Below are 26186 nucleotides of genomic sequence, written 5' to 3' on the forward strand. Positions count from 1 at the left end.
GGAGCACTCCCCCGGTGCCGTGATCGGCTCAGACGGTGGGCCCGTCCTGTCGCACGATCTGCTCGGAGACCCCGCGCGCGTCGTCGTCACGGGGATCGGCGAGCCGGGTCTCGTGGGCCGTGCGGATGATGGCCGACCACGCGTCCTTGTGCTCGAGCAGCTGGTCGCGCCAGCGCTGGTCCAGGGCCTCGGCCCGGGCCGTCCAGCGGTCCATCAGGGCGGCGGCGCGCTCGCGCTCGGCCGGGTCGGCGTCCTCGGCCAGCTTCGAGTACCGATACGAGTACTTCTCGGCGTTCTGCAGCGCCCGCAGGGCCTGGCCCTTCGGCGAGGCCAGGGAGATCGCCACGGTGATCGCCAGGATCACGACGACGACCACGAGGGACAGCGTCGTGGGGATCTCGACGACGGGCACGTTCTCGCCGCCGTTGATGAACGGCAGGTTGTTCTCGTGCAGGGCGTGCAGGATCAGCTTCACGCCGATGAACGCCAGCAGCGCGGAGAGCCCGTAGGCCAGGTAGACGAGGCGGTCGAGCAGGCCGTCGATCAGGAAGTACAGCTGGCGCAGGCCCATGAGCGAGAACGCCGTGGCGGTGAAGACGATGTACGCCTCCTGGGTCACGCCGAAGATCGCGGGGATGGAGTCGAAGGCGAAGAGGATGTCCGTGGCGCCGATCGCGATCATCACGAGGAGCATCGGCGTCATGAGGCGCTTGCCGTCCACCGTCGTGAAGAGGCGGTCGCCGTCGAACTGCTCGGAGGCGGGCAGGAACCGCTTGACGAGGCGGACCATCACGTTGTCCGCCTCGTCCTGGGCGCCCTCGGCGTCGCCGGACATCTCGCCCTTGAGCTGGCCGCCGGCGATGATCAGCAGGAACAGGCCGAAGAGGTAGAACACGTCCGACCACGCGGCGATGACGGCGGCGCCCAGCAGGATGAACAAGGTGCGCGAGATCAGCGCGAACGTGATGCCGAACAGCAGCACCTTCTGCTGGTAGTCGCGGGGCACGCGGAAGCTGGCCATGATCACCAGGAAGACGAACAGGTTGTCGACGCTGAGCGCCTTCTCCAGCAGGTAGCCGGTGTAGTACTCGACCGCGTGCTGGGTGTCGCCGAAGGCGAAGAACACGAGGCCGAAGACGAGCGCGAGGCCGACGTAGACGCCGGACCAGATCGCGGCCTCCCGGATCGACGGCGTGTGCGCCTTGCGGACATGGGCGAAGTAGTCGAACGCGAGGAGCCCGACGATCAGCGCGATCGTCAAGCCCCAGGTCAGGCCGTTGATTTCCACGGGTCACCTCTCGGCGTCAGGGGTCAGGACGGTGCCGCAAGTCTCTCCGCCCGCCGCGACCGCGGCCCGGGCCCCTGTGTCCGGCCGGCGGCGCGCTCTCGGCGGCCGCGGCGTGCTGACGTCCACAGTGTTCGGGATACTCCCCTACGTCGCCGGTCAGTCTACCCGGTCGCACGACGACGCCCCGACCCGCGGCGGGCGGAGCGGGGCGTCGTCGGGCCCGCTGGCGCAGGCCCATGAGGGCGAAGATATTGGCGGTCAGGACGATGAACCAGTTCTGGGTGAGGCCGAAGATCGCCGGGATGGAGTCCACCGCGAACATCACGTCCGTCAGGCCGATCGTGATGAACACGACCACCATGGGGGTGAACATGCGCCGGCCGTCCACGGTGGTGCGCAGTCGGTTGCCGTCGTAGTCCGGCGCCACGTTGAGGCGGCGGGTCAGGCGGGCCACGACGCCCGGCTCGGACTCCTCGTCCCCGCCGTCGTCCTTGAGCTGCTGCCAGGCGGTCCAGAGCAGGAAGGCGCCGAAGATGTAGAACTCCCACGTCAGGTGCTCGATGGCGACGGCGCCGACCGCGATGAACACCGCGCGGGCGATCAGCGCGATGATGATGCCCACCATCAGCACCTCCTGCTGGTAGCGGCGGGGCACCTGGAACGTGGCCATGATGATGAGGAACACGAACAGGTCGTCCACGCTGAGGCTGTACTCGGTGACCCAGCCGGCGAGGAACTCGGTGCCGTGCTGCGCATCGCCCAGGGCGAAGAGCAGCCCCGCGAAGAGCAGCCCCGCGAAGACCAGCGCCAGCGCCACGTAGAACCCGATCCACAGGCCGGCCTCCTTCATGGAGGGCTCGTGGGGGCGGCGCGCGACGTACAGCAGGTCGAGCAGGAGGATGACGCCGAGGACCACAAGGGTCGTGGTCTCGAAGGCGGGACTGAGCACGTCCTTGGAGGGGTTCCTTTCGTGGGGGCCGCGCCAGTCTAGACGGGTGCGGTCCCGCGCGCGGACGCGGGGGGCCGGTCTCAGACTGCGCCGGGAGCGGTCAGGCCCAGGGCGAGCCAGACGACGACGGCACCGGCGGCGGCCAGGCCCCAACTGGCGAGGGAGCCGATGAGGAACTCCTCCGCGCGCGAGCCGGCGCCGCGGTCCGCCGAGATCTCCGGGAAGCGCACGATGCCCTTGGCCGCCATCAGGGCCGCGATCACCGGATAGGCCTGCGCGAGCCCCAGGACGACCATGAGCAGTCGCTCCATGGGCCCGATGTAGCGACCGCCGCGCAGGCCGTCGGCCGCGGGGTCCGTGGGCGCGGCGGACGGCACGGTCGTGGGCTCCGCCGCGGGGTCCTCCGCCTCCTCGTCGCCTCCGTCGGCGGGCCGGCCCGCCAGGGCGAGGACCGCGCGGGTGACCCGGTTGCCGGTCTCGGTCAGGGCCAGCGCCACCGCCAACAGCGTGAGGGCCGGGGGCGCGGAGCGCAGGCCCGCGGGCGCCAGGGTCGACTCGAGCACGGCCACCAGGCCGACCACGGCCACCACCGCGACCACCCCGAGCGGCCGGTCCGGGTGCAGCCACGTCCAGCCCATCAGCAGGCCGAGGGACACCAGGCCGCCGCCCACCGCGACGGCCACGCCGGTCGGCGCCAGCACGGCCACCAGCACCGCGGCGAGGACGGCGGCCACGGCCGCGCCGGCCCGGGCGAGCCACCGCCGCCGTGGGGCGGGCCAGGCGCCGGGCAGGACGGCGTCGAGCAGGTCGTGCAGCCCCAGGGCGAGCAGTGCGAGGGCGGTCACGGCGCGACCTCCGTCGCCGCGGCGGCGAGCTCGGCGTCCAGCTCGAGCAGCCGGCCGATCCCGGACCGCGCGACGGTCTGCGACACCGCGGACTGCGTGATCCGCTCCGCCCGTGCGGCCTCCGCCTGGGTCGCCCCGCCCAGCAGGGCTGCGGCGATCCGGCGTTCGCGGGCCTTGAGCCGGCCGAGGACGTGGTCGCGCAGCAGGGCGAGCCCGTCCACGGCGGCGGTGAGGGACGGGTCCGCGGCACGGAAGGCGGTCGCGGCGCCGGCGGCCCGCTCGTGCGCGTGCTCGACGGCCTCGCGGGCCCGATACCAGGCCGTGCCGTCCTCGATGCCGTCTCCGCCGGCGTCCAGGGCCCGCCGCTGCCCCAGGCCGATCCCGAAGCGCAGGTCGAGGCCCGGGGGCAGGGCGAGCGTGACGCGGACGGTCAGCCGGAGCGCGTCCGGCCAGGTGCGGTGCAGCGCCTGGAACTCGTCGCCGACGCTGGCCCAGGCGGGGCGCAGCGGCGGGACGTCCTGTTCCGCGGCCGCGAAGGCGGCCAGGATCTGCTCCTGCGCGCGCTCCCGGTCCGGGAGGGCGCGGGAGCCGACGATGTCCGCGATCACGGCCGCGACCGGGGGTGCTGCGCTCATGGCGTCACACTATCACTGATATGACGACATTCATCAGTGTTTTCATAACACCCTGGGTCGGCATCATGCCGGGTGGTCACTGCTCCCGCTTCATCTGCCGCAGCTCCTTCTTGAGCTCGCCGACCTCGTCGCGCAGGCGGGCGGCGAGCTCGAACTGCAGGTCCGCCGCCGCCTGGTGCATCTGCTTCGACATCTGCTCGATCAGATCGGCCAGGTCCTTGGCGGGCAGCGACGCCGGGTCCACCGCCGGAGCCTCGGTGCCCTCCCCTGTGGTCGCGTCCCGGTCCAGCGAGCTGAGGCCTCGGTGGCCCATGCCGAAGTCGAACCCGGACTTCACGCCGCCCATGCCCTTGAGGAAGTCGGCGGTGTCCGCGTCCTCCCGGGCCAGCTGGTCCGTGATGTCCGCGATGCGCTTGCGCAGCGGCTGGGGGTCGATCCCGTGCTCCTCGTTGTACGCGATCTGCACGGCCCGGCGCCGCTCGGTCTCGTCGATCGCCCGCCGCATGGAGTCCGTGACGTTGTCGGCGTACATGTGGACCTCGCCGGAGACGTTGCGGGCGGCGCGGCCGATGGTCTGGATGAGGGAGGTGGTGGAGCGCAGGAACCCCTCCTTGTCCGCGTCCAGGATCGCCACGAGCGAGACCTCGGGCAGGTCCAGGCCCTCGCGCAGCAGGTTGATGCCCACCAGCACGTCGAAGGTGCCCTTGCGCAGCTCCCGCAGCAGCTCCACGCGGCGCAGCGTGTCCACATCCGAGTGGAGGTACTCGACCTTCACCCCCGCCTCGAGCAGGTAGTCCGTGAGGTCCTCGGCCATGCGCTTGGTCAGCGTGGTCACCAGGACGCGCTCGTCCTTGGCCGTGCGCACGCGGATCTGCTCGAGCAGGTCGTCGATCTGCCCCTCGGTCGGCTTGACCACCACCTGCGGGTCCACCAGCCCGGTGGGCCGGATGATCTGCTCGACGTAGCCGTCCGCCTGGCCGAGCTCGTAGGCGCCCGGCGTCGCGGAGAGGTACACGGTCTGCCCGATCCGCTCGAGGAACTCGTCCCACTTCAGCGGGCGGTTGTCCATGGCCGAGGGCAGGCGGAAGCCGTGCTCCACGAGGGTGCGCTTGCGGGACATGTCCCCCTCGTACATCGCGCCGATCTGCGGGATGGTCACGTGGGACTCGTCCACCACGAGCAGGAAGTCGTCCGGGAAGTAGTCCAGCAGGCAGTGCGGGGCGGAGCCGGCGGGACGGCCGTCGATGTGGCGCGAGTAGTTCTCGATGCCGTTGCAGTAGCCCATCTGCTGCATCATCTCGAGGTCGTACGTGGTGCGCATGCGCAGCCGCTGCGCCTCGAGCAGCTTGTCCTGGGACTCCAGCTCCTGCAGCCGCTCCCGCAGCTCGTCCTCGATGGTGGTGATCGCCCGGCCCATGCGCTCGTCGCCGGCCACGTAGTGCGAGGCCGGGAAGATGTACATCTCCTCCTCCTCGCGCACCACCTGGCCGGTGAGCGGGTGCAGGGTCTGGATGGACTCGATCTCGTCCCCGAAGAACTCGATGCGCACCGCGAGCTCCTCGTACATGGGGATGATCTCCACGGTGTCCCCCCGCACCCGGAAGGTGCCGCGGTGGAAGTCGACGTCGTTGCGCACGTACTGCATCTGCACGAACCGCCGCAGGAGCACGTCCCGGTCCATCTCCGCACCGCGGCGCAGGGTGACCATCTGCTCGATGTACTCCTCGGGCGTGCCGAGGCCGTAGATGCAGGAGACGGTGGCCACCACGATCACGTCCCGCCGGGTCAGCAGCGCGTTCGTGGCCGAGTGGCGCAGCCGCTCGACCTCCTCGTTGATGGAGGAGTCCTTCTCGATGAAGGTGTCCGTCTGCGGGACGTACGCCTCGGGCTGGTAGTAGTCGTAGTAGGAGACGAAGTACTCGACCGCGTTGTTGGGCAGCAGCTCCCGGAACTCGTTGGCCAGCTGCGCCGCGAGCGTCTTGTTCTGCACCATCACCAGCGTGGGCCGCTGGAGGCGCTCGACGAGCCACGCCGTCGTCGCCGACTTGCCCGTGCCGGTGGCGCCCATCAGGACGACGTCCTTCTCCCCCGCCTCCACGCGCTCGGCGAGCTCGGCGATGGCCTTCGGCTGGTCACCGGAGGGCTGGTAGGGGGAGATGACCTCGAACGGGGCGACGACGCGGTTGATCTTCTGGGCCAGGCTCATGGCAGAACCCTACGTCGCGCCCCGGACACCCCGGCGGTCAGTCCGCCGAGGGCTCAGCCGCGCCGGGGGCGAGGAACCGGTCCCACACCTGGTTCGCCACGGACGCGAGCCGCTCGAGGTCGGCGTCGTTGACGATGACCACGTCCGCGACGGCGCGCCGCTGCTCGTCCGTGGCCTGGGCCGCGATCCGCGCCTCGGCGTCCGCGCGGCTCATGCCGCGGTCCTCCACCATCCGGCGCAGGCGCTCCTCGAGCGGGGCCTCCACCACGATCACGAGGTCGAACGCGTCCGCCTGCCCGGTCTCCACCAGCAGCGGCACGTCCTGGACCACGACGGCGTCCGGCCCGGCCTCGGCGACGATGCGCCGGGCCGCAGCCCGGATCCGGGGGTGCACGATGCGGTTCAGGCGCTGTCGGGCGCCCTCGTCCCCGAAGACGATGCGGGCCATCTCGACGCGGTCGAGCTCACCGTCCGCGGTGATGACGCGGTCCCCGAACTCGTCCTGGACGGCGGCCAGCCCGTCGGTGCCCTTCTCGAGGACCAGCCGGGCGAGGGCGTCCGAGTCCACCAGGAGCGCGCCACGCTCCTGCAGGACACGGGCCACCGCGGACTTGCCGGCGGCGATCCCGCCGGTCAGGCCCACATGGACGCGCGGCCGTTCGGCCACCGGGTCGGTCTCGGTCATACGCGCTCTCCTCGGGCGGCCTCGAGCTGAGGCTGGATCTTGGCCTCCCAGTATGCCCGGACGGCCTCCTGCAGGTCCTCGAGCGAGCCGTCGTTCTCGATCACGGTGTCCGCGATCTCGGCCCGCTCCTCGTCCGCCGCCTCCTCGTCGATGAAGGCCCAGGCCCGCTCGCGGGTCATGTCGTGGGACTCCATGAGCCGGGCGACGCGCACCTCGGCGGGAGCGGAGACGGCCAGCACCTGGTCGAAGTCCTGTCCGGAGCCGGTCTCGGCCAGCAGGGCCAGGTCGACCACCAGCACGGAGTCCTCGCCGATCTCGCGGGCCCGGCGGTTCGCCTCGTCGCGCACCGCCGGGGAGACGATCTCGTACATGCGCGTCCGGGCGGTCGAGCTCTCGGTGGTGAGCCGGTTGAGGGTGCGCGCGTCCAGGGTGCCGTCCGCGCGGACGATGTCCTCGCCGAAGACCGAGCGGAGCTCCTCGAGCACGGGGTTGCCGGGCACGAGGATCTCCCCCATCAGGTCGTCGAACTCCACGACGACGGCGCCCAGCCGCTCGAGCTCCGCGCCGACCTCGGTGCGGCCCGCGGCGATGCCGCCGGTCAGGCCGACGGTGACGAGGGCCTTGGCCGCGTCGATGCGCTGCTGGTGCCACGTCTTCGGGGTGTGCGTGTCGTTCTCCGGCTCGGTGCCGACCTCGAACTCGGGGCGGATCACGAAGTCCGAGACGTCCACGCCGTCCTCGGTGGCGCGGCGGCGGTACTCCTCGACCGGCAGCACCTGCTTCCACTGGCGGGTCCGCATGGGCCGCGCGGCACCCGCGTCCTCGCGCAGGGCCTGCAGCAGCAGTGCGGCCTGCGTGACGGTGATGAGCAGGATGGGCAGGCCGATCACGATGATGACCTCCTGCAGCGCCGCCAGGCCGTTCTCGCCCGCGGTGAGGATGATGGCCGCGCAGACCGCGCCGATGGACACGGCCCAGAACACGGACTGGCGGCGGGGCGCGGCATCCTCGTGGCCATTGGCCATCGCGTCCATCACGAGCGCGCCCGAGTCGATCGAGGTGATGAAGAACAGCGTGATGACCACGAGCGCCACGACCGCGGCCACCGTGTAGAGCGGCGTGCCCTGCAGGTGCTGGAACAGGGCGGCCTGGACGTTGCCGTCGGTGACGATCGTCTGCGTGAGGTCACCGCCCTGGCCCGGCGCCGGCGCGGTGGCGCGGTCCGACTGGAACGCGGAGTAGCCGTAGATGCCCATCCAGATGATGACGAACGCCGTGGGCAGGCCGAGGCCGGCCATGATGAAGGAGCGGATGGTGCGGCCGCGTGAGATGCGGGCGAAGAACATCCCCACGAAGGGCGCCCACGTCACGGTCCAGGCCCAGTAGAAAACGGTCCAGTCACCGGACCACTGGCCCGAGTTGTACGTGTCGTTGTAGGTGGAGAGCACGGGCAGCATGGAGGCGTACTCGCCGATCGCCTGCACGGTGCCGCGGATGACGTCCATGCTGGAGACGGCCCACATCAGGACGTACACGAGCAGGGCGATCGCCAGCAGGATGTTGGCGTAGGACAGCCGCTTGACGCCCTTGTCCATGCCGACCAGCACGGAGGCCGTGCCCACGGCGGTGACGACGGCCAGGATGAGCGCCTGGACCCAGCCGGCCACGGGGGTGCCCAGCACGTAGTTCATGCCCGCGTTGATCTGCAGGGCGCCCAGGCCCACGGACACGCCGAGGCCGAACACGGTGGAGACCACGGCGATGATGTCGATCGTCTTGCCGATGGGGCCGTGGATGCGATCGCCGAGGAGGGGCTGGAAGGCGGAGGACACGCGCGGGGGCAGCTTGCGCTTGTACGTGAAGTAGCCGAAGCACAGGCCCGGGACGAGCAGGATCGCCCACATGTGGATGCCGAAGTGGAAGTTCGCGATCGCCATGGCCTCCGAGGCCGCGCGGTCGGAGAACGGCTCCGTCCCCGCCATGGGCGGGTTGGCGTAGTGGTTCATCGGCTCCGCGATGCCCCAGAACATCAGCACCGCGCCGACGCCGGCGGCGAACATCATGCCGAACCAGGTCAGGCCGGAGTACTCCGGCACCGCGTCGTCGTCGCCGAGCTTGACCCGGCCGTACCGGGTCACGGCGAGGATGAACAGGAACGCCACCAGCAGGGTCAGGCTGAGGGTGTAGATCCAGCCGACGTCGTAGCGCAGCCAGCTCGAGACCACGCCGAAGGCCGCCTGGACCGGGCCAGGGAACAGGCCCATCGCGGCGGTGAAGAGCACGACCGCGGCGGCCGAGCCGAAGAAGATCGCCGGACTCGTGCGGAGCCCCAACGTGTCGTGCAGGCGAGTGAGCGGGGAAGTCATGAGTCTCCCGGGACAGGGTCGTGGGAGGCCCGCGGCGGCACGCGTGCTCGCTCACCGGTGGGCCGGTGCCGGGTGGCACGGTCTTCCACTGTACCGAAGCTCACGTCCGGGCTCGACGGCGTGCCCGTCCTCGGCCGGCCCCTAGGGTGGGGTCATGCCCGATCCCGCCCCCGCCCCGACCGCGCGCTGCACGGTCCTGCCGGCGTCCGCCCGCGACCCCGACGGCTGGCTGGAACGGGAGGTGGAGATCCGCCGCAGCCGCTTCCTCACCTACCTCGGGCGCGTCGAGGACGAGGCGCAGGCGCGCGAGATGGTCGCCGTCCTGCGGCGCCGGCACCACGACGCGCGGCACGTGTGCAGCGCGTTCGTCCTCGGCCCCGCCCGGGACCGGATGCGCTCCAGCGACGACGGCGAGCCCGCCGGCACGGCCGGCGTCCCCATGCTCGAGGCCGTCCTCCAGCGCGAGACCGCGCCGGGCCGGACCGACCTGACGGACGTGTGCGCCGTCGTCGTGCGCTGGTTCGGGGGGATCAAGCTGGGCGCCGGGGGCCTGGTGCGCGCCTACTCGGACTCGGTGTCCGGGGCACTCGACGCCGCCCCGCTGCGCACCCGCTCCCGGCTGGCCCTGCTCGCGGTGGAGGCGCCCCACACCGACGCCGGCCGGTGGGAGAACGAGCTGCGCGCGGCGGGCGTGTCGGTGCTGGAAGCGAGCTACGGCGCCGCGGCGGTCCGCCTGACGGTCGGCGTGCCGGACACCGAGGAGGCCCGCGCGGCGTTCGCGGCGCGGCTCGCGGACGTCACGGCCGGCGCGGGGCGTGCGGAACGGATCGGAGAGGACTGGGTGGACCATGAGTGAGCCGTTGCCCCGGGGGGTCACCCCCGATGTCGCCCGTGGCGGGCTGCCGGACGACCTCACCGCGGGCGTGGACTTCGCGGCGCTGGATCGGTGGCCGCTGCCGACCGAGCCCGACCGCCAGGCCCACGACACGGCGGACCTGCTCCTGCTCGACACCCTGGCCGGGTGGATCGCGAGCGGGCACGTCCCCGGCCCGGTGGCCGTCCTGGAGGACCGGCACGGCGCGCTGACCCTGCCCCTGCTCACGGCCGGCCACGACGTGCGGATCCACCAGGACGACGCCTCCGCCGAGCGCTCGCTGGACGCGAACCTCGCCGCGTGGCGCGCCGCCGGTCGCCTCGGCGGGGAGACGGGCGAGCTCGAGCGAACGGCCACGCCTGAGGAGGCGGCCCGGGGCGCCCGGACGGTCCTGCTGCCGCTGCCCCGCTCGCTCGACGAGCTCGACCGGCTGTCCCGGATCGTGTCGGCCGCCGCCGACCCCGGCGTGGTCCTGCTGGCCGGCGGCCGCGACAAGCACATGAGTCCGCGCATGAACGCGGTGCTGGGCGCGGCGTTCGAGGACGTCGTCGCCGGACGGGGACGCCGCAAGGCGCGCGTGCTCACGGCCCGGGGCCCACGTCCCGGCGTGACCGCCCGGCCGCCGGAGGAGGCCGACCGCGACGTCCCCGGCGTGGGGCGCCTGCACCTGGTGGCCCACGCCGGCACCTTCGGCGGAGCCGCCGCCGACCCGGGCTCCCGTCTGCTGCTCGCCTCGCTCGCCGACGACCCGCGCCCGCCGGGGCGCGTCGTGGACCTGGGCTGCGGCAACGGGCTGCTCTCGGTCGGGGCAGCGCGGCTGTGGCCGCACGTCACCGTGGTGGCCACCGACCAGTCCGCCGTGGCGGTGGCCTCGACGCTGGCCACGGCCCGTGCGAACCGCGTGGCGGACCGCGTCCGGGCCGTGCGCGACGACGCGCTGGCCACGTGGCCGGACGGGGAGGAGGAGTGCGTGCTCCTGAATCCCCCGTTCCACGACGGCAACGCCGTGGACCCCTCCGTGGCGCACCGGCTGGTGGCGGCCGCGGCGCGGGTGCTGGAGCCGGGCGGCCGGCTGTGGTGCGTCTGGAACTCGCACCTGCGGTACCGGTCGGTGCTGGAGGACCTCGTCGGGCCGACTCGGCAGACGGCGCGCGACCGCACGTTCACCGTGACGGTCTCCGAGCGCCGCTGAGCGCGGCCGCCGGGTCCCGTCCGCTCCCCCGCGGCCAGTCCCCCGGGACACGACGACGCCCCGCCCCTCCGGAGGGAGGGACGGGGCGTCGGGTGCTCGGCGCGGGCCGTCAGGGACGGCCACGCACGGCGGCGATCAGTTGCCGGTGAGCTTCTCGCGCAGGGCGGCGAGGGCCTCGTCGGAGGCCAGGGTGCCTCCGTCCGAGGACGGGGCCTCGGAGGAGTAGGACGAGCCGCCCAGGCCCGCACCGGCGTCGGCGCCGGCGGTGGCCTCCTCCTGGAGGGAGCGGCGCACCTGCTCCTTGTGGGCCTCCCAGCGGGCCTGAGCGTCGGCGTACTGCTGCTCCCAGGCGGCGCGCTCGGTCTCGAAGCCCTCCATCCACTCGTTGGTCTCGACGTCGAAGCCCTCGGGGTACTTGTAGTTGCCCTCCTCGTCGTACTCCGCGGCCATGCCGTAGAGCGCCGGGTCGAACTCGGTGCCCTCGGGGTCCACGCCCTCGTTGGCCTGCTTGAGGGACAGGGAGATGCGGCGACGCTCGAGGTCGATGTCGATGACCTTGACGAACAGCTCGTCGTTGACCGACACGACCTGCTCGGCGGTGTCGATGTGGCGCGAGGCCAGCTCCGAGATGTGCACGAGGCCCTCGATGCCGTCCTCCACGCGGACGAACGCACCGAACGGCACGAGCTTGGTGACCTTGCCCGGCACGACCTGGCCGAGGGCGTGGGTGCGGGCGAAGAGCTGCCACGGGTCCTCCTGGGTCGCCTTCAGCGACAGGGAGACACGCTCGCGGTCCATGTCCACCTCGAGGACCTCGACGGTGACCTCCTGGCCCACCTCGACGACCTCGGACGGGTGGTCGATGTGCTTCCAGGACAGCTCGGAGACGTGCACGAGGCCGTCCACGCCGCCCAGGTCCACGAAGGCGCCGAAGTTGACGATGGAGGACACGGTGCCGTTGCGGACCTGGCCCTTCTCCAGCTTGTGGAGGAAGTTGGAGCGGACCTCGGACTGGGTCTGCTCGAGCCAGGCGCGGCGGGACAGGACCACGTTGTTGCGGTTCTTGTCCAGCTCGATGATCTTCGCCTCGAGCTTCTGGCCGATGTAGGGGGCCAGGTCGCGCACGCGGCGCATCTCCACGAGGGAGGCCGGGAGGAAGCCGCGCAGGCCGATGTCGAGGATGAGGCCGCCCTTGACCACCTCGATGACGGTGCCCTCGACGACGCCGTCCTCCTCCTTGATCTTCTCGATGTCGCCCCAGGCGCGCTCGTACTGGGCGCGCTTCTTCGAGAGGATCAGGCGACCCTCCTTGTCCTCCTTGGTGAGGACCAGGGCCTCGACGGTGTCGCCCACGGCCACGACCTCGTCCGGGTCCACGTCGTGCTTGATGGACAGCTCGCGGGACGGGATGACGCCCTCGGTCTTGTAGCCGATGTCGAGCAGGACCTCGTCGCGGTCCACCTTGACGACGGTGCCCTCGACGAGGTCGCCATCGTTGAAGTACTTGATGGTCGCGTCGATGGCGGCGAGCAGGTCCTCGGCAGAGCCGATGTCGTTGATGGCGACCTGCGGGGCGTTGGAAGTGGTGGTCATGTAGGAGGGACTCCGTTGGGATCGGGGGTCACGTCGGGATCGATGCCGCCGGTGGGCGGCATCCGGGCACCAGAGGGGCCCCACCCGGCGTGGGTCGTGATGGACATGTATCAAACGCGCACGAATGTGCTCGTCCAGCGTATCAGAAGCCGACGAGGGTGTGCAGGGGTCGGCTGGGTCGCACAAGCCCGTCGAACGCCTCCGCCGCGCCGGCCCGCAGCTCCGCCACGACACCGGCCTCCGCCAGCACCGCGGCGCCGGCCCCGCGGGAGTGCCCGCCGAGCCAGAGCGCGGAGAACCGGGCCGCGTCGAGCCGGAGCCCCGCGCCCATGCGGACGGCGTCGGCCGCGGGGCCCAGCCGCTCGGCGGCGCCGCGCCCCTGGCGGACGGTGAGCCGCCACGTCCCGTCGATCGCGCCGAGCGCGTCCTCGACGGCGACGACGACCTCCCCGTCGCCCGCCCAGCCACGGGCCGCCATGGCGGCGGGCAGGTTCAGGACCCGCAGGTACAGGTCGTCGGAGCCGCGGTGCCGACTCACCCGCCGCTCGTCGACGAAGAGCGCCTCGAGCCAACCGGGCTCGGGTGCGCGGCCCCACTCGATCCGCTCGACCAGGTCCAGCCGGGCCAGGTGGTGGACGAGCCCGCGCCGCGCGTCGGCGGTCGCCGCGAGGAACGCGGTGACGGTGATCGTGGGCGGCTCCTTCTCCCAGCCCTCGAACCGATACAGCGCGACGCCCTGGACCCGCCCGTCGTCGTCGCGGTGGACCGCCGCGTACAGCCCCGAGCCGCGCCCCTCGTTCCGGCTCGCCTCGCGGTCCTCCCAGCGAGGCACGCTGAACGAGGTCCGCTGGACCGAGCCGGGGGTGGCCGGCAGCACCCGTCCGTACAGCTCGTCGACGAGGCCGGGCATCTCCCGCGGCTCCTCGACCGTGACCCGCCCGCCGGCCGGGGCACCCGTGAGCGCGGGGGCGCCCGAGACGTCGATCCGCACGGCGTGCCACCGGGTGGCGGCCCCGAAGCCGAAGCGGCCGTAGATGGCGGCCTCGGTCGCGGTCAGGGCGGCCGCGCACAGGCCGGCGTCGCGGGCGTCCGCGAGGGACCTGAGCATCATGGCCCGCAGCACGCCGCGCCGGCGGGCGTCCGGCGAGACGGTCACGTCGGTGATCAGCCACGCGTCGACGGCGCGGCCGGGCCACGTGGTCAGCGGCTGCACGAAGTCCTCGAAGGTGGCGGCGGGGCGGCGGGCCGCCGGGTCCTCCCCCGGCGCGTAGACGCCGAGCCGGCGCCGTCCGTCGGCCGCGTGGGCCTCGAGCTGCTGGCGGAGCGCGGCGCCCGTGGGCACCGTCTCGTAGAAGCCCCGTTCGACCGCGGCCGCGAAGTGCGATGCGGCGGGGTCCTCGGGGCCGAGGACCCCGAGGTCGCGCAGCGCGAGGCCGTGCTCGCCGAGCCGGGCCTCGGCGGCGTCGGCCAGCCGCCGCAGCGACGGACCCTCCGGTGTGTCAGTGTGCGGCGTCATGCCAGCTCCTTCCCCGGCCGACGTGCACGTCGAGCGGCACGGAGAGCTCGGCCGCCCGGCCCATCCGCTCCTTCAGGAGCGCCGTGGCCTGCTCGAGCTCGGCGGCCGGGACCTCGAGGATGAGCTCGTCATGGACCTGCAGCAGCAGCCGCGAGGCCAGCCCGTGCTCCTCGAGGCCGGCCTGCACATCGAGCATCGCGCGCTTGATGATGTCCGCGGCCGAGCCCTGGATGGGGGCGTTGAGCGCGGCGCGCTCGGCCATGTCCCGCAGCTGACGGTTGTCCGAGCTGAGGTCCGGCAGGTAGCGGCGGCGCCCCTCGATCGTCGAGGTGTACCCGTCCTGCCGGGCCTGCGCGACGACGTCGCGCAGGTAGTCGCGCACGCCGCCGAAGCGGTCGAAGTAGCCCTTCATGAGGCCGCGCGCCTCGTCCACCGAGATCTTCAGCTGCTTGGACAGCCCGAAGGAGGACAGCCCGTAGGCCAGGCCGTAGCTCATCGCCTTCACCTTGGCACGCTGCTCGGCGGTGACGTCGTCCGGGTCCACGCCGAACACCTGCGAGCCGACGAACGAGTGCAGGTCCTCGCCCTCGCGGAAGGCCTGGATCAGCCCCTCGTCCTCGGACAGGTGCGCCATGATGCGCATCTCGATCTGGGAGTAGTCGGCCGAGAGCAGCACGGCCTGCTCGCCGGCCACCTCGTCCGCCACGAACACCTCACGGATGCGGCGGCCCGCCTCGGTGCGCACCGGGATGTTCTGGAGGTTCGGGTGCAGCGAAGACAGCCGGCCCGTGGCGGCGGCGGTCTGCGAGTAGGTGGTGTGGATGCGGCCGTCCGGGGCGACGGTCTCGAGCAGCCCCTCCACGGTCTGCCGGAGCTTCGTGGCGTCACGGTGGGCCATCAGGTTCTCGAGGAACGGGTGCCGGGTCTGCTCGAGCAGGTCCTGCAGCGAGTCCACGTCCGTGGAGTAGCCGGTCTTCGTCTTGCGCGTGCGCGGCATGTTGAGCCGCTCGAACAGCACCTCCTGCAGCTGCTTGGGCGAGCCGAGGTTGACCTGCATCCCGCCGGTCTCCTCCGCGACGGACGCCCACGCGGACTCCTTGGCGGCGTCGGCGGCGTCGGTGAAGTCCTCGCGCAGGCCGGTCAGGGCGTCGACGTCGACGGCGATGCCGGTCAGCTCCATCCGGGCGAGCAGCCGCGAGAGCGGGATCTCGAGCTCCTGCAGCAGCCGCTGGGCCCCGCGGTCGAGCACCTGGGGCGTGAACTGGGTGGAGAGACGGCGCACCACCCAGGCGGCCCTCACGGCGTCCGCGGCGCGGTCCGCGCGTTCGGCGGCGGCCTGACCCCCGTCGAGGTCGAACGTCCCCTGCGCCCGCTGCTGCGCGGGCTCGCGCGGGGCGGTGAGGGGGGTGTGCAGATGCGCCTCCGCCAGCGCCTCGAGCGAGGTGTCCCGCCGGTCCGGCTGGATCAGGTAGGCCGAAAGCAGCACGTCGTCCACCACGCCGTCCAGGGCCGCGTCCCGGCCGAGCCCGTCCCCCTCGGTGGGCGCGGCCAGCGCCTTGAGCGTGCGCTTGAGGTCGTGCACGGCCTTGGCCAGTCCGCCCTCGCCCAGGGCCTCGCGCACGGCGGCCACCAGCGCCGGGTCCGGGGCGTCGCCGTCGAGGGTGACGTGCAGGCCCGCGTGCTCGCCCACCAGCGCGACGCCGACGGGCGTGCCGAACGTGCCGGGCACGGGCACCTTGCGGCGGGGCAGCAGGGCCGGGCCCTCGACGTCCACGTGGACGCCGAGCAGGTTGCCGGCCTCGGCGGCGAGGAAGGATCGCACGTCCTCGGCCGTCGTCGCCTCGGTGAACTCCGGGGCGGCCTCGGCCTCGGGGGGCGGCGCGTCCTCGCCCACCCGCTCACCGAACACCTCGAACACGCGCTCCCGGATGCGGTTGAACTGCAACGCGTCGAACAGCTCCTCCACGGGCTCGCGCTCCGGCATCTCGAGCCGCATCGCCTCGAGCCCGATCGGCAGGTCGAGGTCGCGCACGAGGGCGTTGAGGCGGCGGTTGCGGCGCACGTCCTCGAGATGCTCGCGCAGCGCCTCCCCCTTCTTGCCCGTGATCTCGTGCGCGTGCGCGAGCACGCCGTCGAGGTCCCCGTACTGCTTCAGCCACTTCGCGGCGAACCCGGGGCCGACGCCGGGCACTCCGGGCAGGTTGTCCGCGGCCTCGCCGACGAGGGCCGCGAGCTCGGGGTACTGGGCGGGGGCGACCCCGTACTTGGCCATGACGGCGTCCGCATCCATCGGCGGGATGTCGGAGACGCCCTTCTTGGGGTAGAGCACGGTGGTGCGCTCGGAGATGAGCTGGAACGCGTCCCGGTCACCGGAGACGACGACGGCCTCCCACCCCGCCTCCTCGGCGCGCGCGGACAGTGTGGCCACGATGTCGTCGGCCTCGTAGCCCTCCAGCGTGAGCGTGGGGATGCCCAGGGCCTCCATGACCTTCACGGTCAGCTCGATCTGGCCCGCGAACTCCGCGGGCGTCTCGGAGCGGCCGGCCTTGTACTCCCCGTACTCCTCGGAGCGGAACGTGGGCCCGGAGAGGTCGAACGCCACGGCCACGTGCGTGGGCCGCTGCTGCCGGATCATGGTCAGGAGCATGGCGGTGAAGCCGTACACGGCGTTCGTGTGCTGGCCCGTGTCCGTGGCGAAGTTCTCGGCGGGCAGCGCGTAGAACGCGCGGAACGCCATCGAGTGCCCGTCCAGGACCAGCAGCCGCTGTGGGGCCTCTGGGGTCGGATCTGCCGCCATGGGTGCTCACGTCTCCTCTCGGCGCGCGGCGCGGGGCGCACCGGTCGCGTGTGCCAGCCTAGTGCTCATGAGTGAGCACACTGCGACCACCCCCGCCGCCTCCGACCGCGTGTACCGCCCCGGCGTCACCCCCGAGCTGAGCCCCGCCGAGCTGGCGGCGGCCTGCGCCGAGGCCGGTCTGACGCCCGAGCTCGTCGCCGCGCTCGGCGGCGCGGCGATCAGCCCCCTCGCCCAGAAGATGGGTCTGCGCTTCCTCGAGCTCACGGCCGAGCGAGCCGTCGCCACCCTGCCCGTGGCGGGCAACGAGCAGCCCGTCGGGCTGCTGCACGGCGGCGCCCACCTCGTGCTCGCCGAGTCCCTGGGCTCGATGGCCGCGAAGATCCACGCCGGGCCGGACCGCAACGTCGTCGGGGTCGAGATCAGCGCCACGCACCACCGGGCCGTCCGCTCGGGCCTCGTGACCGGCACCGCGACCGCCGTCCACCTGGGCGGCACCCTCGTCACCCATGAGGTGGTGATGACGGACGAGCAGGGCCGGCGGCTCTCGACCGCCCGCATCACTAACCTGGTCCTGGCGCCGCGCCCCTGAGGCGGCACGGCCCGCCCCGGGAGACGGGACGGGCCGGTCCGACGCCGCGTGCGAGCGGTCTCAGACCTCGTCCGGCGCGCGGGGAGCGGGCTCGCCGTGCTCGCGCCCCGGGGTGTCCTCGGCGAGCTCGTCGTAGTGCCCGGGGTTCATGGGCACCCCGGTGAGGTAGGCCGAGCGGCCCAGGGCCATGGTGGCCACCGAGGCCGAGCCCAGCTGCAGCACCACGATCAGGGCCACCTTCACGAACGCGGCCACCCCCGGGGCCAGTAGCAGGGCGCCCACCACGATCAGGATCATCCCGACGCCGCCGGCGGTGCCCACGGCGGAGACGCGGGTGTAGGGGTCGGGGAACCGGATCAGACCGAGTCCCGCGGTGACGAACGCAAGGGCTCCGATCACCACGAGCACGGAGCCGGCGGCGGTCAGGACGACGTCCACGGGTGCGACCTCCTCAACGCTTGCCGCGCGTGAGCGCGCGGGCCAGGGACATGCCGGACAGGAAGGCCACGACCGCGGCGATCAGGACCAAGTCGAACGTCCACGGGTTGTCCGCCCGGACGCCGAACAGCACGAGCATCCCGAGCACGCTGAACGTGAGCAGGTCGCCCGAGACCGCGCGGTCCGCGTCGAGCGGGCCCACCACGATCCGGTACGCGGACACGAGCGCCGACACGGTCAGCAGCGCGATGGCCAGGTCGATCCCCACCAGGGACCAGTCGTAGGCGAAGGGCATCATGCCACCCCCGTCTTCCGCATCGCGTGGAGCATGCGCGCCTCCATGTCGTGGATCTCCGCGCGCAGGGCGTCGGCGTCGTCAGCGTACAGGCCGTGCACGTAGAGCAGGCGCCGCGCGTCCGGGTCACCGTCCTCGTCACCGACGGCGCCGGCACGCCGGGTGCCCAGCGTCAACGTGCCGGGCGTCAGGGTGATCAGCGCCGAGAGCAGGGTGACCTCGGCGTCCGTGCGGCAGTTGCTGCGCACGCGGGCGATGCCCGAGCGCGCCTGGACGCCGGGGGTGACGAGGTCCTTGATGACCGCCTTCGAAGAGGTCACCAGGGCCCACGCGTACCAGCACCAGAACACGAGCCACCGCCAAGGCCAGGACACGGCGGAGGCCGTGCCGGGCGCCAGGTCGACGGTCCCGTCGGCGGGGGCGACGGTGTGCATGGGGGCGTCTCCTTCCGGAGGCTGCGGGAGTGCGGTGCTCATGGGTTGAGCACCGCCTCGATGTACCTGCTGGGGTCCATCAGGCCCTGAGCCGCGAGGTCGGTGACGGTCCACAGGGCCTGACCGCCGAGCCCGAGGGCGAGGGTGGCCATAGCTAGGACGACGGCGGGGGCGGCCAGCCGGCCTGGGATGCGGGAGCGCGTGACGTCCTCGTCCGGATCCACGGTCACCGGCAGCACGCCCGTGGGCGGATCGAGGGTTTCCTGCGAGGCCCACGACTCGGTGCGCTCGTGGTCGGTGCTCGAGCCGCGGCCGGAGGGCGACGGCACGGAGCCCGCCCGGCCCACGATGGGCATGGCCGCGGTGGCCAGGCGCTCGCGGTGCCCGTGTGGGGCAGTCGGAGCGCCCCAGAACCAGGCGTCCCACACCCGCAGCAGAGCCCACAGGCTCACCAGGGAGGCGCCCAGCACCAGCGCAGCGGTGACACCGCGGCCGGCGTCCAGGCCGGCGCTGACGAGCATGAGCTTGCCCACGAACCCGGAGAAGGGCGGGATGCCGACCAGGGAGAGCAGGCCCACGAAGAAGGCGACGGCGATCAGCGGCTCGCGCCGGGCCAGGCCCTGCAGGTCCGCGAGACGGCCGGTGCCGTAGCGCACCTCGATCGCGCCGGCGGCCATCAGGAGGCAGCCCATCGCCACCATGTGGTGCACGAGGTAGAACAGGCCCGCCGCGAGACCCAGGCGCGTGGAGAGCCCGAGTCCGACGAGGATGCCGCCGATGCCGCTCACCATCTGCCACGACAACACGGCGCGCACACCGTGCTCACCGACCGAGGCGAGCGCACCCACCACGAGGGTGGCGAGGGACAGGACCAGGATGAGCGGCAGCAGACGCGCATCGCCGTCGTACATGACGGAGTAGATCCGGTAGAGCCCGTACACGGCGACCTTGGTGTGCAGGGCGGCGAAGAGGGCCGTCACCGCCGGGGAGGTCGAGGAGTACGCCCAGGCCAGCCAGCCGTGCAGCGGGGCCACCGAGGCCTTGATGGACAGTGCGAACAGCACCATGCCCGCGGCGATCGCGATGCGTGGGTCCGCCGCGGCGGACCCGGCGAGCATCGCGAGGTTCACCGAGCCGGTCAGCCCGTAGACGAAGCCGACGCCGACCAGGAGGATCGTGGAGGTTAGCAGGTTGAGGGTGACGTACAGCCGCGCCCCGTCCACTCGGCGCAGGGGCTCACGGCGGTTGGCGGAGAGGACGTAGAGGCCGTAGCTGGGCACCAACATGACCTCGATGAACACGAACAGGTTGAACAGGTCCGCCGTCAGCAGGGCGCCGTTGACTCCGCCGATGAGGATCAGGAGCAGCGGGGCGAAGAACTGGGAGTTAGCGACGCGGGAGCCGTAGGCGAACGCCGCGCCCACGATCGTGAGGGCGCTCGTGAGCACGAGCATCAGGGCGGACAGCATGTCCGCTGCGAAGCCGATCCCGATGCCCCCGGGCCAGCCGCCCAGCGAGGTGGCGAGCACGGACCCGTCGAGGGCGTGGACGCCCAGGGCCAGCCCGCCGGTGGTGACGAGTCCGAGCACCGCGAACAGGACTGCCCGGTGGAGGCGGGGACGCTCCCCCGCCAGCACGAGCAGACCGGCGGACAGCAGCGGGACGGCGGCGAAGAGGGGCAGCAGCTGGCCCAGCGGGACGGCGCTCATCGACGCACCTCCGGGCCCTGGCCGGCGTAGTGCTGCGCGATCCGGCCGGCCGCGGCGTGCCGCTCCTCGCGCGGGAAGCGTGCGTCGGCGGCGGCCTGCTCCAGGGAGTCGCGGGTCTCCCCCGGCGAGGCCACCGCGTCGTCCGCGCGCCCGGTGACGGCCAGCGCGAGCAGCAGCACGGTGATCGCGAAGGCGATCACGATAGCGGTCAGGACGAAGGCCTGCGGCAGGGCATCGGCCTGCACCTCGACGTCTGAGGTCCCCGCGAAGGGCAGCCCGCGGCGGTCGGTGCCGCCCGCGGCGATGATGGCCAGGTTGGCGGCGTGGCCCAGCAGGACCATGCCGAGGATCACGCGCAGCAGCTCGCGCTTGGAGAACAGGTAGAACGCGCCGAAGGTCAGAAGTCCCACGGTAAGGGCGACGGTCATCGGGTGACCTCCTCTCGTGCAGTCGTGGTGGTCGGGGCCGAGGGATCGGAGGACGGGGCCGCCGGCGCGACGCCGGGGTCACGGCTCGAGGCGCGGAGCGGGTCCTCACCCGGCCGCTCGGGGCCGAGCAGGGAGAACGCGGCCACGATCAGGCCGATCACGGCCAGGTACACGCCCATGTCGAACGCGAGCGTGGTGGAGAGCCCGTAGTCCAGGACCTTCACTCCCGCGGCTCCGAGGAAGCCCTTGCCGGTGAGGTAACCGACGATCCCCGTCGCGGTGCCGACGGCGATGCCCGAGCCGATGAAGGCCAGGTACGGCCACCGCAACTCCGGGGCCGTGTCCGAGTCGGCGGCCAGGTAGAGCAGGGCGTAGCCGGCACCGGCGACCAGTGCGGCGATGAAGCCGCCGCCGGGCTCGTAGTGCCCGCGCAGCAGCAGGAACGCGGACAGCAGGATGATCAGCACGCCGAAGACACGGCCGAACACCCGGATGTGGACGAGGTTCTCGCGCACGTGGGCGAGTGGGGAGCGCATGTCCACGGCGGAGGGCTGTGGAGGCGTCGGCCGACGGTTGAGCAACAGGGCCGCGATGGTCAGCGCCGTCGCCCCGAGCACGGTCATCTCGCCCCACGTGTCCACGGCGCGGAAGTCCACGAGGATCACGTTCACCACGTTGGTCCCCCCAGCCTGGGCATAGCTCTGGGTCAGGTAGAAGTGGGCGATCTCCGACATGCTGGAGCGGCCGGTGAACGCGAGCACGCCCAGGGTCGCGGCGACGCCGGCGACGGAGGCGGCGAGGACCGCCTGCATCCTGCGCGGGGTCGGCTCGTCGCTGAAGCGGGCGGGCAGGCGGCGCAGCAGCAGCACCATGACGCACACCGTGAGCACCTCGACCATCAGCTGGGTCAGGGCCACGTCCACGGCGCCGAGGGTGAGGAACCACAGGGTCATGCCGAACCCTACGACGCCGACCACCACCATGGCGGCGATGCGCGTCTTGGCGCGGATGGTGGCGATCACGCCGGCACCCACCAGGACGACCAGCACCCAGTCGTGCCAGCGCGAGGGCTGGCCGACGACGGCGGGCAAATCCTCGATCGTGGCGACACCGGCCACGGCGAGGAGCCCCAGGACCAGGGCGGGGATGAGGAGGTGGGGGCGGGGAGCCAGGGTGCCGGAGGCGCGCGAGACGACCGCGCCGACGCCGATCAGCCGGTGCCGAACCTCGTCCACCGCATCCAGGGCGGAGAACGGCAGGGCGGCGTGGGAGGCCACGCGCTCCACCGGGCGGCGCAAGGCCACCAGCAGCAGACCGAGCACGATGATGGCGGCGGAGACGAGCAGGGCCGTGTTCACGCCGTGCCACAGCGCCAGGTGCGCGTGCACCTCCGCGCCGGAGGCGGCCTCGGCCGCGTAGGAGACGGGGGTGTCCAGCACACCGGGCAGCAGGCCCAGGGCCACGCCCGCGGCCGCGGCCAGCACGGGCACGCCCCAGAAGGTGGCAGGAGCCTCGTGGACCTCGTCCTCCCGGCCGGTCGGCCACGAATGGGCGGCCCCGTCCGGGCTTGGACCCCAGAGGCCCAGGGCGCCGAGCACGAGACGGCCGGAGTAGGCCACGGTGAAAACGGAGGTCAGGGCGATGCCGGCGGTGACGAGGACGGGGAGCCATGCGGGACCGGGGGTCCCGAGAGCGGCCTCGACCAGGCCCTCCTTGGAGATGAAGCCGAACAGCGGCGGGATGCCCGCCATCGACAGGGCGGCGACGGCGATCGCCGTGCCGGTGACCGGCATGCGCACGTGGCGGGCCGCGAGCTCTCGCAGGTCGCGGGTGCCGGCCTCGTGGTCGACCACGCCGATCAGCATGAACAGCGCCGACTTGAACAGCGCGTGCGCCACGGTGTGCACGATCGCCGCGGTAAGCGCGACGGGGGTGCCGATGCCGATGGCGGTCACCAGCAGGCCCAACTGGCTCATCGTGGAGTAGGCCAGCAGACCCTTGAGGTCGTGGCGACGGATCGCGGAGACGGCGCCCAGCAGGGCCGTGATGAGGCCCGAGCCGATCAACAGCGCGGACCACACCGGGTTCCCGGCCAGGACCGGGCTGAACACCAGCAGCAGGAAGATGCCGGCCTTGACCATCGCCGCGGCGTGCAGGTAGGCGGAGACCGGGGAGATGGCCACCATGGAGTCCGGCAGCCACGCCTGGAACGGGAACTGGGCGGACTTGGTGAACGCGGCCACCGCCAGCAGGACGGCGACCGTGGTGGTGAAGCCCGCCTCGGACCACACGTCCGAGGCCAACACCCCGGACAGCGAGGCAGTGCCGGTCCGCACGGCCATGAGGGCGACGGCGGCCAGCAGCGCGAGGCCGCCGCCCACGGTCACGAGCAGGGTCCGGATCGCGGGGTCGCGGGCATGGTCCCCCGAGCGCCCGATGAGGAAGAAGGAGGTGAAGGAGGTGAACTCCCACGCAACGAAGAGGACCACGATGTTGTCGGCGAGCACCAGCAGCAGCATCGACGCCGCGAACGCGGTCATCAGCAGGTAGAAGGAGCCGGGTCGGCTCTCCGTGCGGTCCCGACTGAGGTACCGGCTGGAGTAGGCGAGGATCGCGGCGCCGATGACGAGGACGATCATGGCGAACACCAGGGCCAGGCCGTTCAGCCGGAGGTCGAGGTCCACCCCGACCGCGGGGATCCACGGATGGTGCTCCGTCCGGACGTCGCCCGTCCACGCCGCGATCAGCACGCCGGCCGCGGCGAGCAGGGGTGCGGCCAGGACCCAGCCCGCATCCCTGCCCAGCACGCGGGAGGCCGGAACGGCCGCCACCACCGAGAGGAGGGTCAGCAGGAGACTGGTCAGGAGCACAGGACACCACTCAGCTCGGGTCGATCGGTCACGGACACGGCGCACACGACGGGTGGCCGCGCGCCGACGGTGCCCGAAGTGGGACTCGAACCCACACGCCTCTCGGCACCGCATTTTGAGTGCGGCGTGTCTACCGATTCCACCATTCGGGCAGTGCCGCCCGGAGGCGGGACTGGATCACCCTATCAGCGCCCCGACCCGGCGTCCCCGGCCTTCCGGCGGGCGGTCCCCGCCGCCGCGCCCGCGCCGCGCCCATGGCGCACGGTAGCCTGGTGGACCACCAGCGGCGCCACACCGACGCCGTCCCGGCCCGCACGAAGGAGCTGCCGTGTCCACGCTGACGCCTCCCGAGGAGACCGGCCTGCGGGCCGTCGTCGCCGAGGACGAGACCCTGATCCGCCTCGACCTGGTGGAGGTGCTCACCGGGGCGGGATACCGGGTGGTCGCCGAGGCCGGCGACGGCCGCGCCGCCGTCGAGGCCGTGCGCGAGCACCGCCCGGACATCGTGGTGATGGACGTGAAGATGCCCGTGATGGACGGCATCGCGGCCGCGGGCGAGATCGCCGGGGAACGGCTCGCCCCCGTGGTCATGCTGACCGCCTTCAGTCAGCGCGAGCTGGTGGAGCGCGCCCGGACCGCCGGGGCCATGGCCTACGTGGTCAAGCCCTTCACCGAGGCCGACCTGGTCCCCGCGATCGAACTGGCCGTGGCCCGCTTCGACGAGCTGCGCAGCCTCGAGGCCGAGGTGCGGGACCTGGGCGACCGCCTGGAGACCCGCAAGATCGTGGACCGGGCCAAGGCGCTGCTCCAGGAGCGGATGCGCCTGACCGAGGCCGAGTCCTTCCGCTGGATCCAGAAGACCTCCATGGACCGGCGCCTGACCATGCGGGAGGTCGCGCAGGCCGTCATCGACCAGGTCGGCTGAGCGGCGCCCGCGCGCTCGTCAGAGCGGGGAGCGGGCCGGCCAGAAGCCGACGGGCTCGCGCGTCTGCGGCGACGCCGCGGACGAGCCGCCCGCGGCGTCGCCGCCCACGCGGTGCACGCGCAGCGTGTTCGTGGAGCCCACGGCCCCGGGAGGGGACCCGGCGGCGATGACCACGAGGTCGCCGTGCTGGGCGATGCCCTCCGATGTGAGCGACTGCTCCACCTGGAGGGTCATCTTGTCGGTGGAGTCCTGGAACGGGACCATCTTCGGATAGACGCCCCACGTCAGGCACAGGATGTTGTGCGTGTGCTCGTGGTGGGTGAACGCGTAGATCGGCTGACGCGGCCGCAGGCGGCTGAGCCGACGGGCCGAGTCGCCGGACTCGGTGAACGTGGCGAGGAACGGGATCTCGAGCTGGTTCGCGACCTCGACGGCGGCCCGGGTGATCGCGCCGCCGCGCGTGCGCGGACGCGAGCCGAGCGGGTGGATGAGCTCGAGGCCGTGGGTCTCGGTGGACTCGATGATCCGGGCCATCGTCTGGACCGTCTCGACCGGATACGCGCCCACTGAGGTCTCGCCCGAGAGCATGACGGCGTCCGCGCCGTCGAGCACGGCGTTGGCGCAGTCCGAGGCCTCGGCGCGCGTCGGGCGCGGGCTGTCGATCATCGACTCGAGCACCTGCGTGGCCACGATGACCGGCTTCGCCCAGCGGCGGGCGAGGTCCACTGCGCGCTTCTGCACCACGGGCACGTCCTCGAGCGGCAGCTCCACGCCGAGGTCGCCGCGGGCCACCATGATGGCGTCGAACGCGTCCACGATGGCCTCGAGGTTCTCCACCGCCTGGGGCTTCTCGATCTTGGCGATGACCGGGACCCGGCGCTCCTCCTCGTCCATGATCTCGTGCACCCGGTCCACGTCCGCGGCGTCCCGCACGAAGGACAGCGCCACCATGTCCACGCCGGTGCGCAGCGCCCAGCGCAGGTCCCGCTCGTCCTTCTCGGACAGGGCCGGCACGTTCACCGCCACGCCGGGCAGGTTGATCCCCTTGTTGTCCGAGACCATGCCCGGCACCTCGACCTCGGCCAGCACGTCCGTGTCCGTGACCTCGACGGCGCGCAGGCGCACCTTGCCGTCGTCCACCAGGAGCACGTCACCGGGGGCGACGTCCCCGGGCAGCCCCTTGTGGGTGGTGCCGACCAGCTCGCGGGTCCCGGGCACGTCCCGGGTGGTGATGGTGATCCGATCGCCCCTCTCGAGCAGATGCGGGCCGTCGGTGAAGCGGCCGAGGCGGATCTTGGGGCCCTGGAGGTCCGCGAAGATCGCGACCGGGCGCCGCTCCTCCACGCTCAGCCGACGCACCCGCTCGTAGGACGTCTCATGCACCGCGTGGTCGCCGTGGCTCATGTTGAGGCGGACGACGTCCGCCCCCGCGCGGATGATGGCGCGGGTGGTCTCGTCGGAGTCGGTGGCGGGCCCAAAGGTGGCGATGATCTTCGCGTGTCGCATGCGACCCACGATAGGGGGCGGGCCCGCCCTCGGTGGAGGGCGGGCC

21 protein-coding genes and 1 tRNA gene are annotated in these 26186 nt (G+C 72.5%); 4 read left to right on the forward strand and 18 right to left on the reverse strand.

Annotated elements, in window-relative coordinates:
* Positions 1–28: 28 nt before the first annotated feature.
* The 7 genes from POD19_RS09700 to coaE (POD19_RS09730) form a co-directional block, all read right to left on the reverse strand.
* Positions 29–1288 carry a TerC family protein gene (locus tag POD19_RS09700; protein WP_069941287.1) on the reverse strand — a complete coding sequence of 420 codons (1260 nt, stop codon included), beginning with the start codon at positions 1286–1288 and terminating at the stop codon, positions 29–31.
* 16 nt (positions 1289–1304) lie between these two features.
* Complete coding sequence (locus tag POD19_RS09705) at positions 1305–2237, reverse strand: TerC/Alx family metal homeostasis membrane protein (RefSeq protein WP_100058671.1); 933 nt, start codon at positions 2235–2237, stop codon at positions 1305–1307.
* 80 nt (positions 2238–2317) lie between these two features.
* Positions 2318–3082, reverse strand: a complete 765-nt coding sequence (locus POD19_RS09710) for a hypothetical protein (protein ID WP_129866770.1) — start codon at positions 3080–3082, stop codon at positions 2318–2320.
* Positions 3079–3717, reverse strand: a complete 639-nt coding sequence (locus POD19_RS09715) for a SatD family protein (protein WP_044658956.1) — start codon at positions 3715–3717, stop codon at positions 3079–3081. The genes POD19_RS09710 and POD19_RS09715 overlap by 4 nt, the downstream gene beginning before the upstream one ends.
* A gap of 76 nt (positions 3718–3793) precedes the next feature.
* Positions 3794–5923, reverse strand: coding sequence for an excinuclease ABC subunit UvrB (uvrB, locus tag POD19_RS09720; protein ID WP_100058001.1), 2130 nt, complete (start codon positions 5921–5923; stop codon positions 3794–3796).
* Between the two features lie 37 nt (positions 5924–5960).
* The gene (coaE, locus tag POD19_RS09725; RefSeq protein ID WP_036315330.1) at positions 5961–6608 is read right to left on the reverse strand and encodes a dephospho-CoA kinase; all 648 of its coding nucleotides are present in this window, start codon (positions 6606–6608) and stop codon (positions 5961–5963) included.
* Positions 6605–8974, reverse strand: a complete 2370-nt coding sequence (gene coaE / locus POD19_RS09730; RefSeq protein ID WP_041102705.1) for a dephospho-CoA kinase — start codon at positions 8972–8974, stop codon at positions 6605–6607. The genes coaE (POD19_RS09725) and coaE (POD19_RS09730) overlap by 4 nt, the downstream gene beginning before the upstream one ends.
* 154 nt (positions 8975–9128) lie before the next feature.
* On the opposite strand from coaE (POD19_RS09730), the gene POD19_RS09735 reads away from it, so the two are divergent.
* Positions 9129–9830 carry an IMPACT family protein gene (locus POD19_RS09735; RefSeq protein ID WP_041102704.1) on the forward strand — a complete coding sequence of 234 codons (702 nt, stop codon included), beginning with the start codon at positions 9129–9131 and terminating at the stop codon, positions 9828–9830.
* Complete coding sequence (locus tag POD19_RS09740) at positions 9823–11040, forward strand: class I SAM-dependent methyltransferase (RefSeq protein ID WP_223247536.1); 1218 nt, start codon at positions 9823–9825, stop codon at positions 11038–11040. The genes POD19_RS09735 and POD19_RS09740 overlap by 8 nt, the downstream gene beginning before the upstream one ends.
* A gap of 135 nt (positions 11041–11175) precedes the next feature.
* Here the strand turns inward: POD19_RS09740 and rpsA are convergent, their stop codons facing one another.
* From rpsA to polA, 3 genes are all read right to left on the reverse strand, one after another.
* The gene (rpsA, locus tag POD19_RS09745) at positions 11176–12633 is read right to left on the reverse strand and encodes a 30S ribosomal protein S1 (RefSeq protein WP_036315338.1); all 1458 of its coding nucleotides are present in this window, start codon (positions 12631–12633) and stop codon (positions 11176–11178) included.
* 142 nt (positions 12634–12775) lie between these two features.
* Entirely contained in the window at positions 12776–14149 is a 1374-nt protein-coding gene (locus POD19_RS09750) for a GNAT family N-acetyltransferase (RefSeq protein ID WP_101965466.1), read from the reverse strand.
* Positions 14133–16946: a DNA polymerase I gene (polA, locus tag POD19_RS09755; RefSeq protein ID WP_070708812.1), complete on the reverse strand. Its 2814-nt coding sequence runs from the start codon at positions 16944–16946 to the stop codon at positions 14133–14135. Before polA ends, POD19_RS09750 begins: the two co-directional genes overlap by 17 nt.
* Before the next feature lie 67 nt (positions 16947–17013).
* Between polA and POD19_RS09760 the strand changes: the two genes are divergently transcribed.
* On the forward strand, positions 17014–17535 hold the full coding sequence (locus tag POD19_RS09760; protein WP_070708811.1) for a PaaI family thioesterase: 522 nt from the start codon (positions 17014–17016) through the stop codon (positions 17533–17535).
* Positions 17536–17595: 60 nt separating this feature from the next.
* Here the strand turns inward: POD19_RS09760 and POD19_RS09765 are convergent, their stop codons facing one another.
* The 7 genes from POD19_RS09765 to POD19_RS09795 form a co-directional block, all read right to left on the reverse strand.
* The gene (locus tag POD19_RS09765; protein WP_036315347.1) at positions 17596–17973 is read right to left on the reverse strand and encodes a cation:proton antiporter; all 378 of its coding nucleotides are present in this window, start codon (positions 17971–17973) and stop codon (positions 17596–17598) included.
* Positions 17974–17986: 13 nt separating this feature from the next.
* Complete coding sequence (locus POD19_RS09770; RefSeq protein WP_010078747.1) at positions 17987–18271, reverse strand: monovalent cation/H+ antiporter complex subunit F; 285 nt, start codon at positions 18269–18271, stop codon at positions 17987–17989.
* On the reverse strand, positions 18268–18702 hold the full coding sequence (locus tag POD19_RS09775; protein WP_010078748.1) for a Na+/H+ antiporter subunit E: 435 nt from the start codon (positions 18700–18702) through the stop codon (positions 18268–18270). The genes POD19_RS09770 and POD19_RS09775 overlap by 4 nt, the downstream gene beginning before the upstream one ends.
* 38 nt (positions 18703–18740) lie before the next feature.
* Positions 18741–20411 (reverse strand): monovalent cation/H+ antiporter subunit D family protein, encoded by a 1671-nt coding sequence (locus tag POD19_RS09780; protein WP_010078749.1) that lies wholly within the window; start codon positions 20409–20411, stop codon positions 18741–18743.
* A complete protein-coding gene (locus POD19_RS09785) occupies positions 20408–20839 on the reverse strand; it encodes a cation:proton antiporter subunit C (RefSeq protein WP_010078750.1) in 432 nt (143 codons plus the stop codon). The genes POD19_RS09780 and POD19_RS09785 overlap by 4 nt, the downstream gene beginning before the upstream one ends.
* Positions 20836–23709, reverse strand: a complete 2874-nt coding sequence (locus POD19_RS09790; RefSeq protein WP_041102699.1) for a DUF4040 family protein — start codon at positions 23707–23709, stop codon at positions 20836–20838. The genes POD19_RS09785 and POD19_RS09790 overlap by 4 nt, the downstream gene beginning before the upstream one ends.
* A 70-nt stretch (positions 23710–23779) precedes the next feature.
* Positions 23780–23861: transfer RNA gene (locus tag POD19_RS09795), tRNA-Leu, on the reverse strand.
* 176 nt (positions 23862–24037) lie between these two features.
* Here POD19_RS09795 and POD19_RS09800 point away from each other — a divergent pair.
* Positions 24038–24634: an ANTAR domain-containing response regulator gene (locus POD19_RS09800; RefSeq protein ID WP_010078752.1), complete on the forward strand. Its 597-nt coding sequence runs from the start codon at positions 24038–24040 to the stop codon at positions 24632–24634.
* An 18-nt stretch (positions 24635–24652) separates the two neighbouring features.
* Here the strand turns inward: POD19_RS09800 and pyk are convergent, their stop codons facing one another.
* Complete coding sequence (gene pyk / locus POD19_RS09805) at positions 24653–26140, reverse strand: pyruvate kinase (RefSeq protein ID WP_122054301.1); 1488 nt, start codon at positions 26138–26140, stop codon at positions 24653–24655.
* Positions 26141–26186 lie beyond the last annotated feature (46 nt).

Origin of the sequence: Micrococcus sp. GPGPB33 (genome assembly GCF_037853785.1) — a bacterium.
Classification (GTDB): domain Bacteria; phylum Actinomycetota; class Actinomycetes; order Actinomycetales; family Micrococcaceae; genus Micrococcus; species Micrococcus luteus.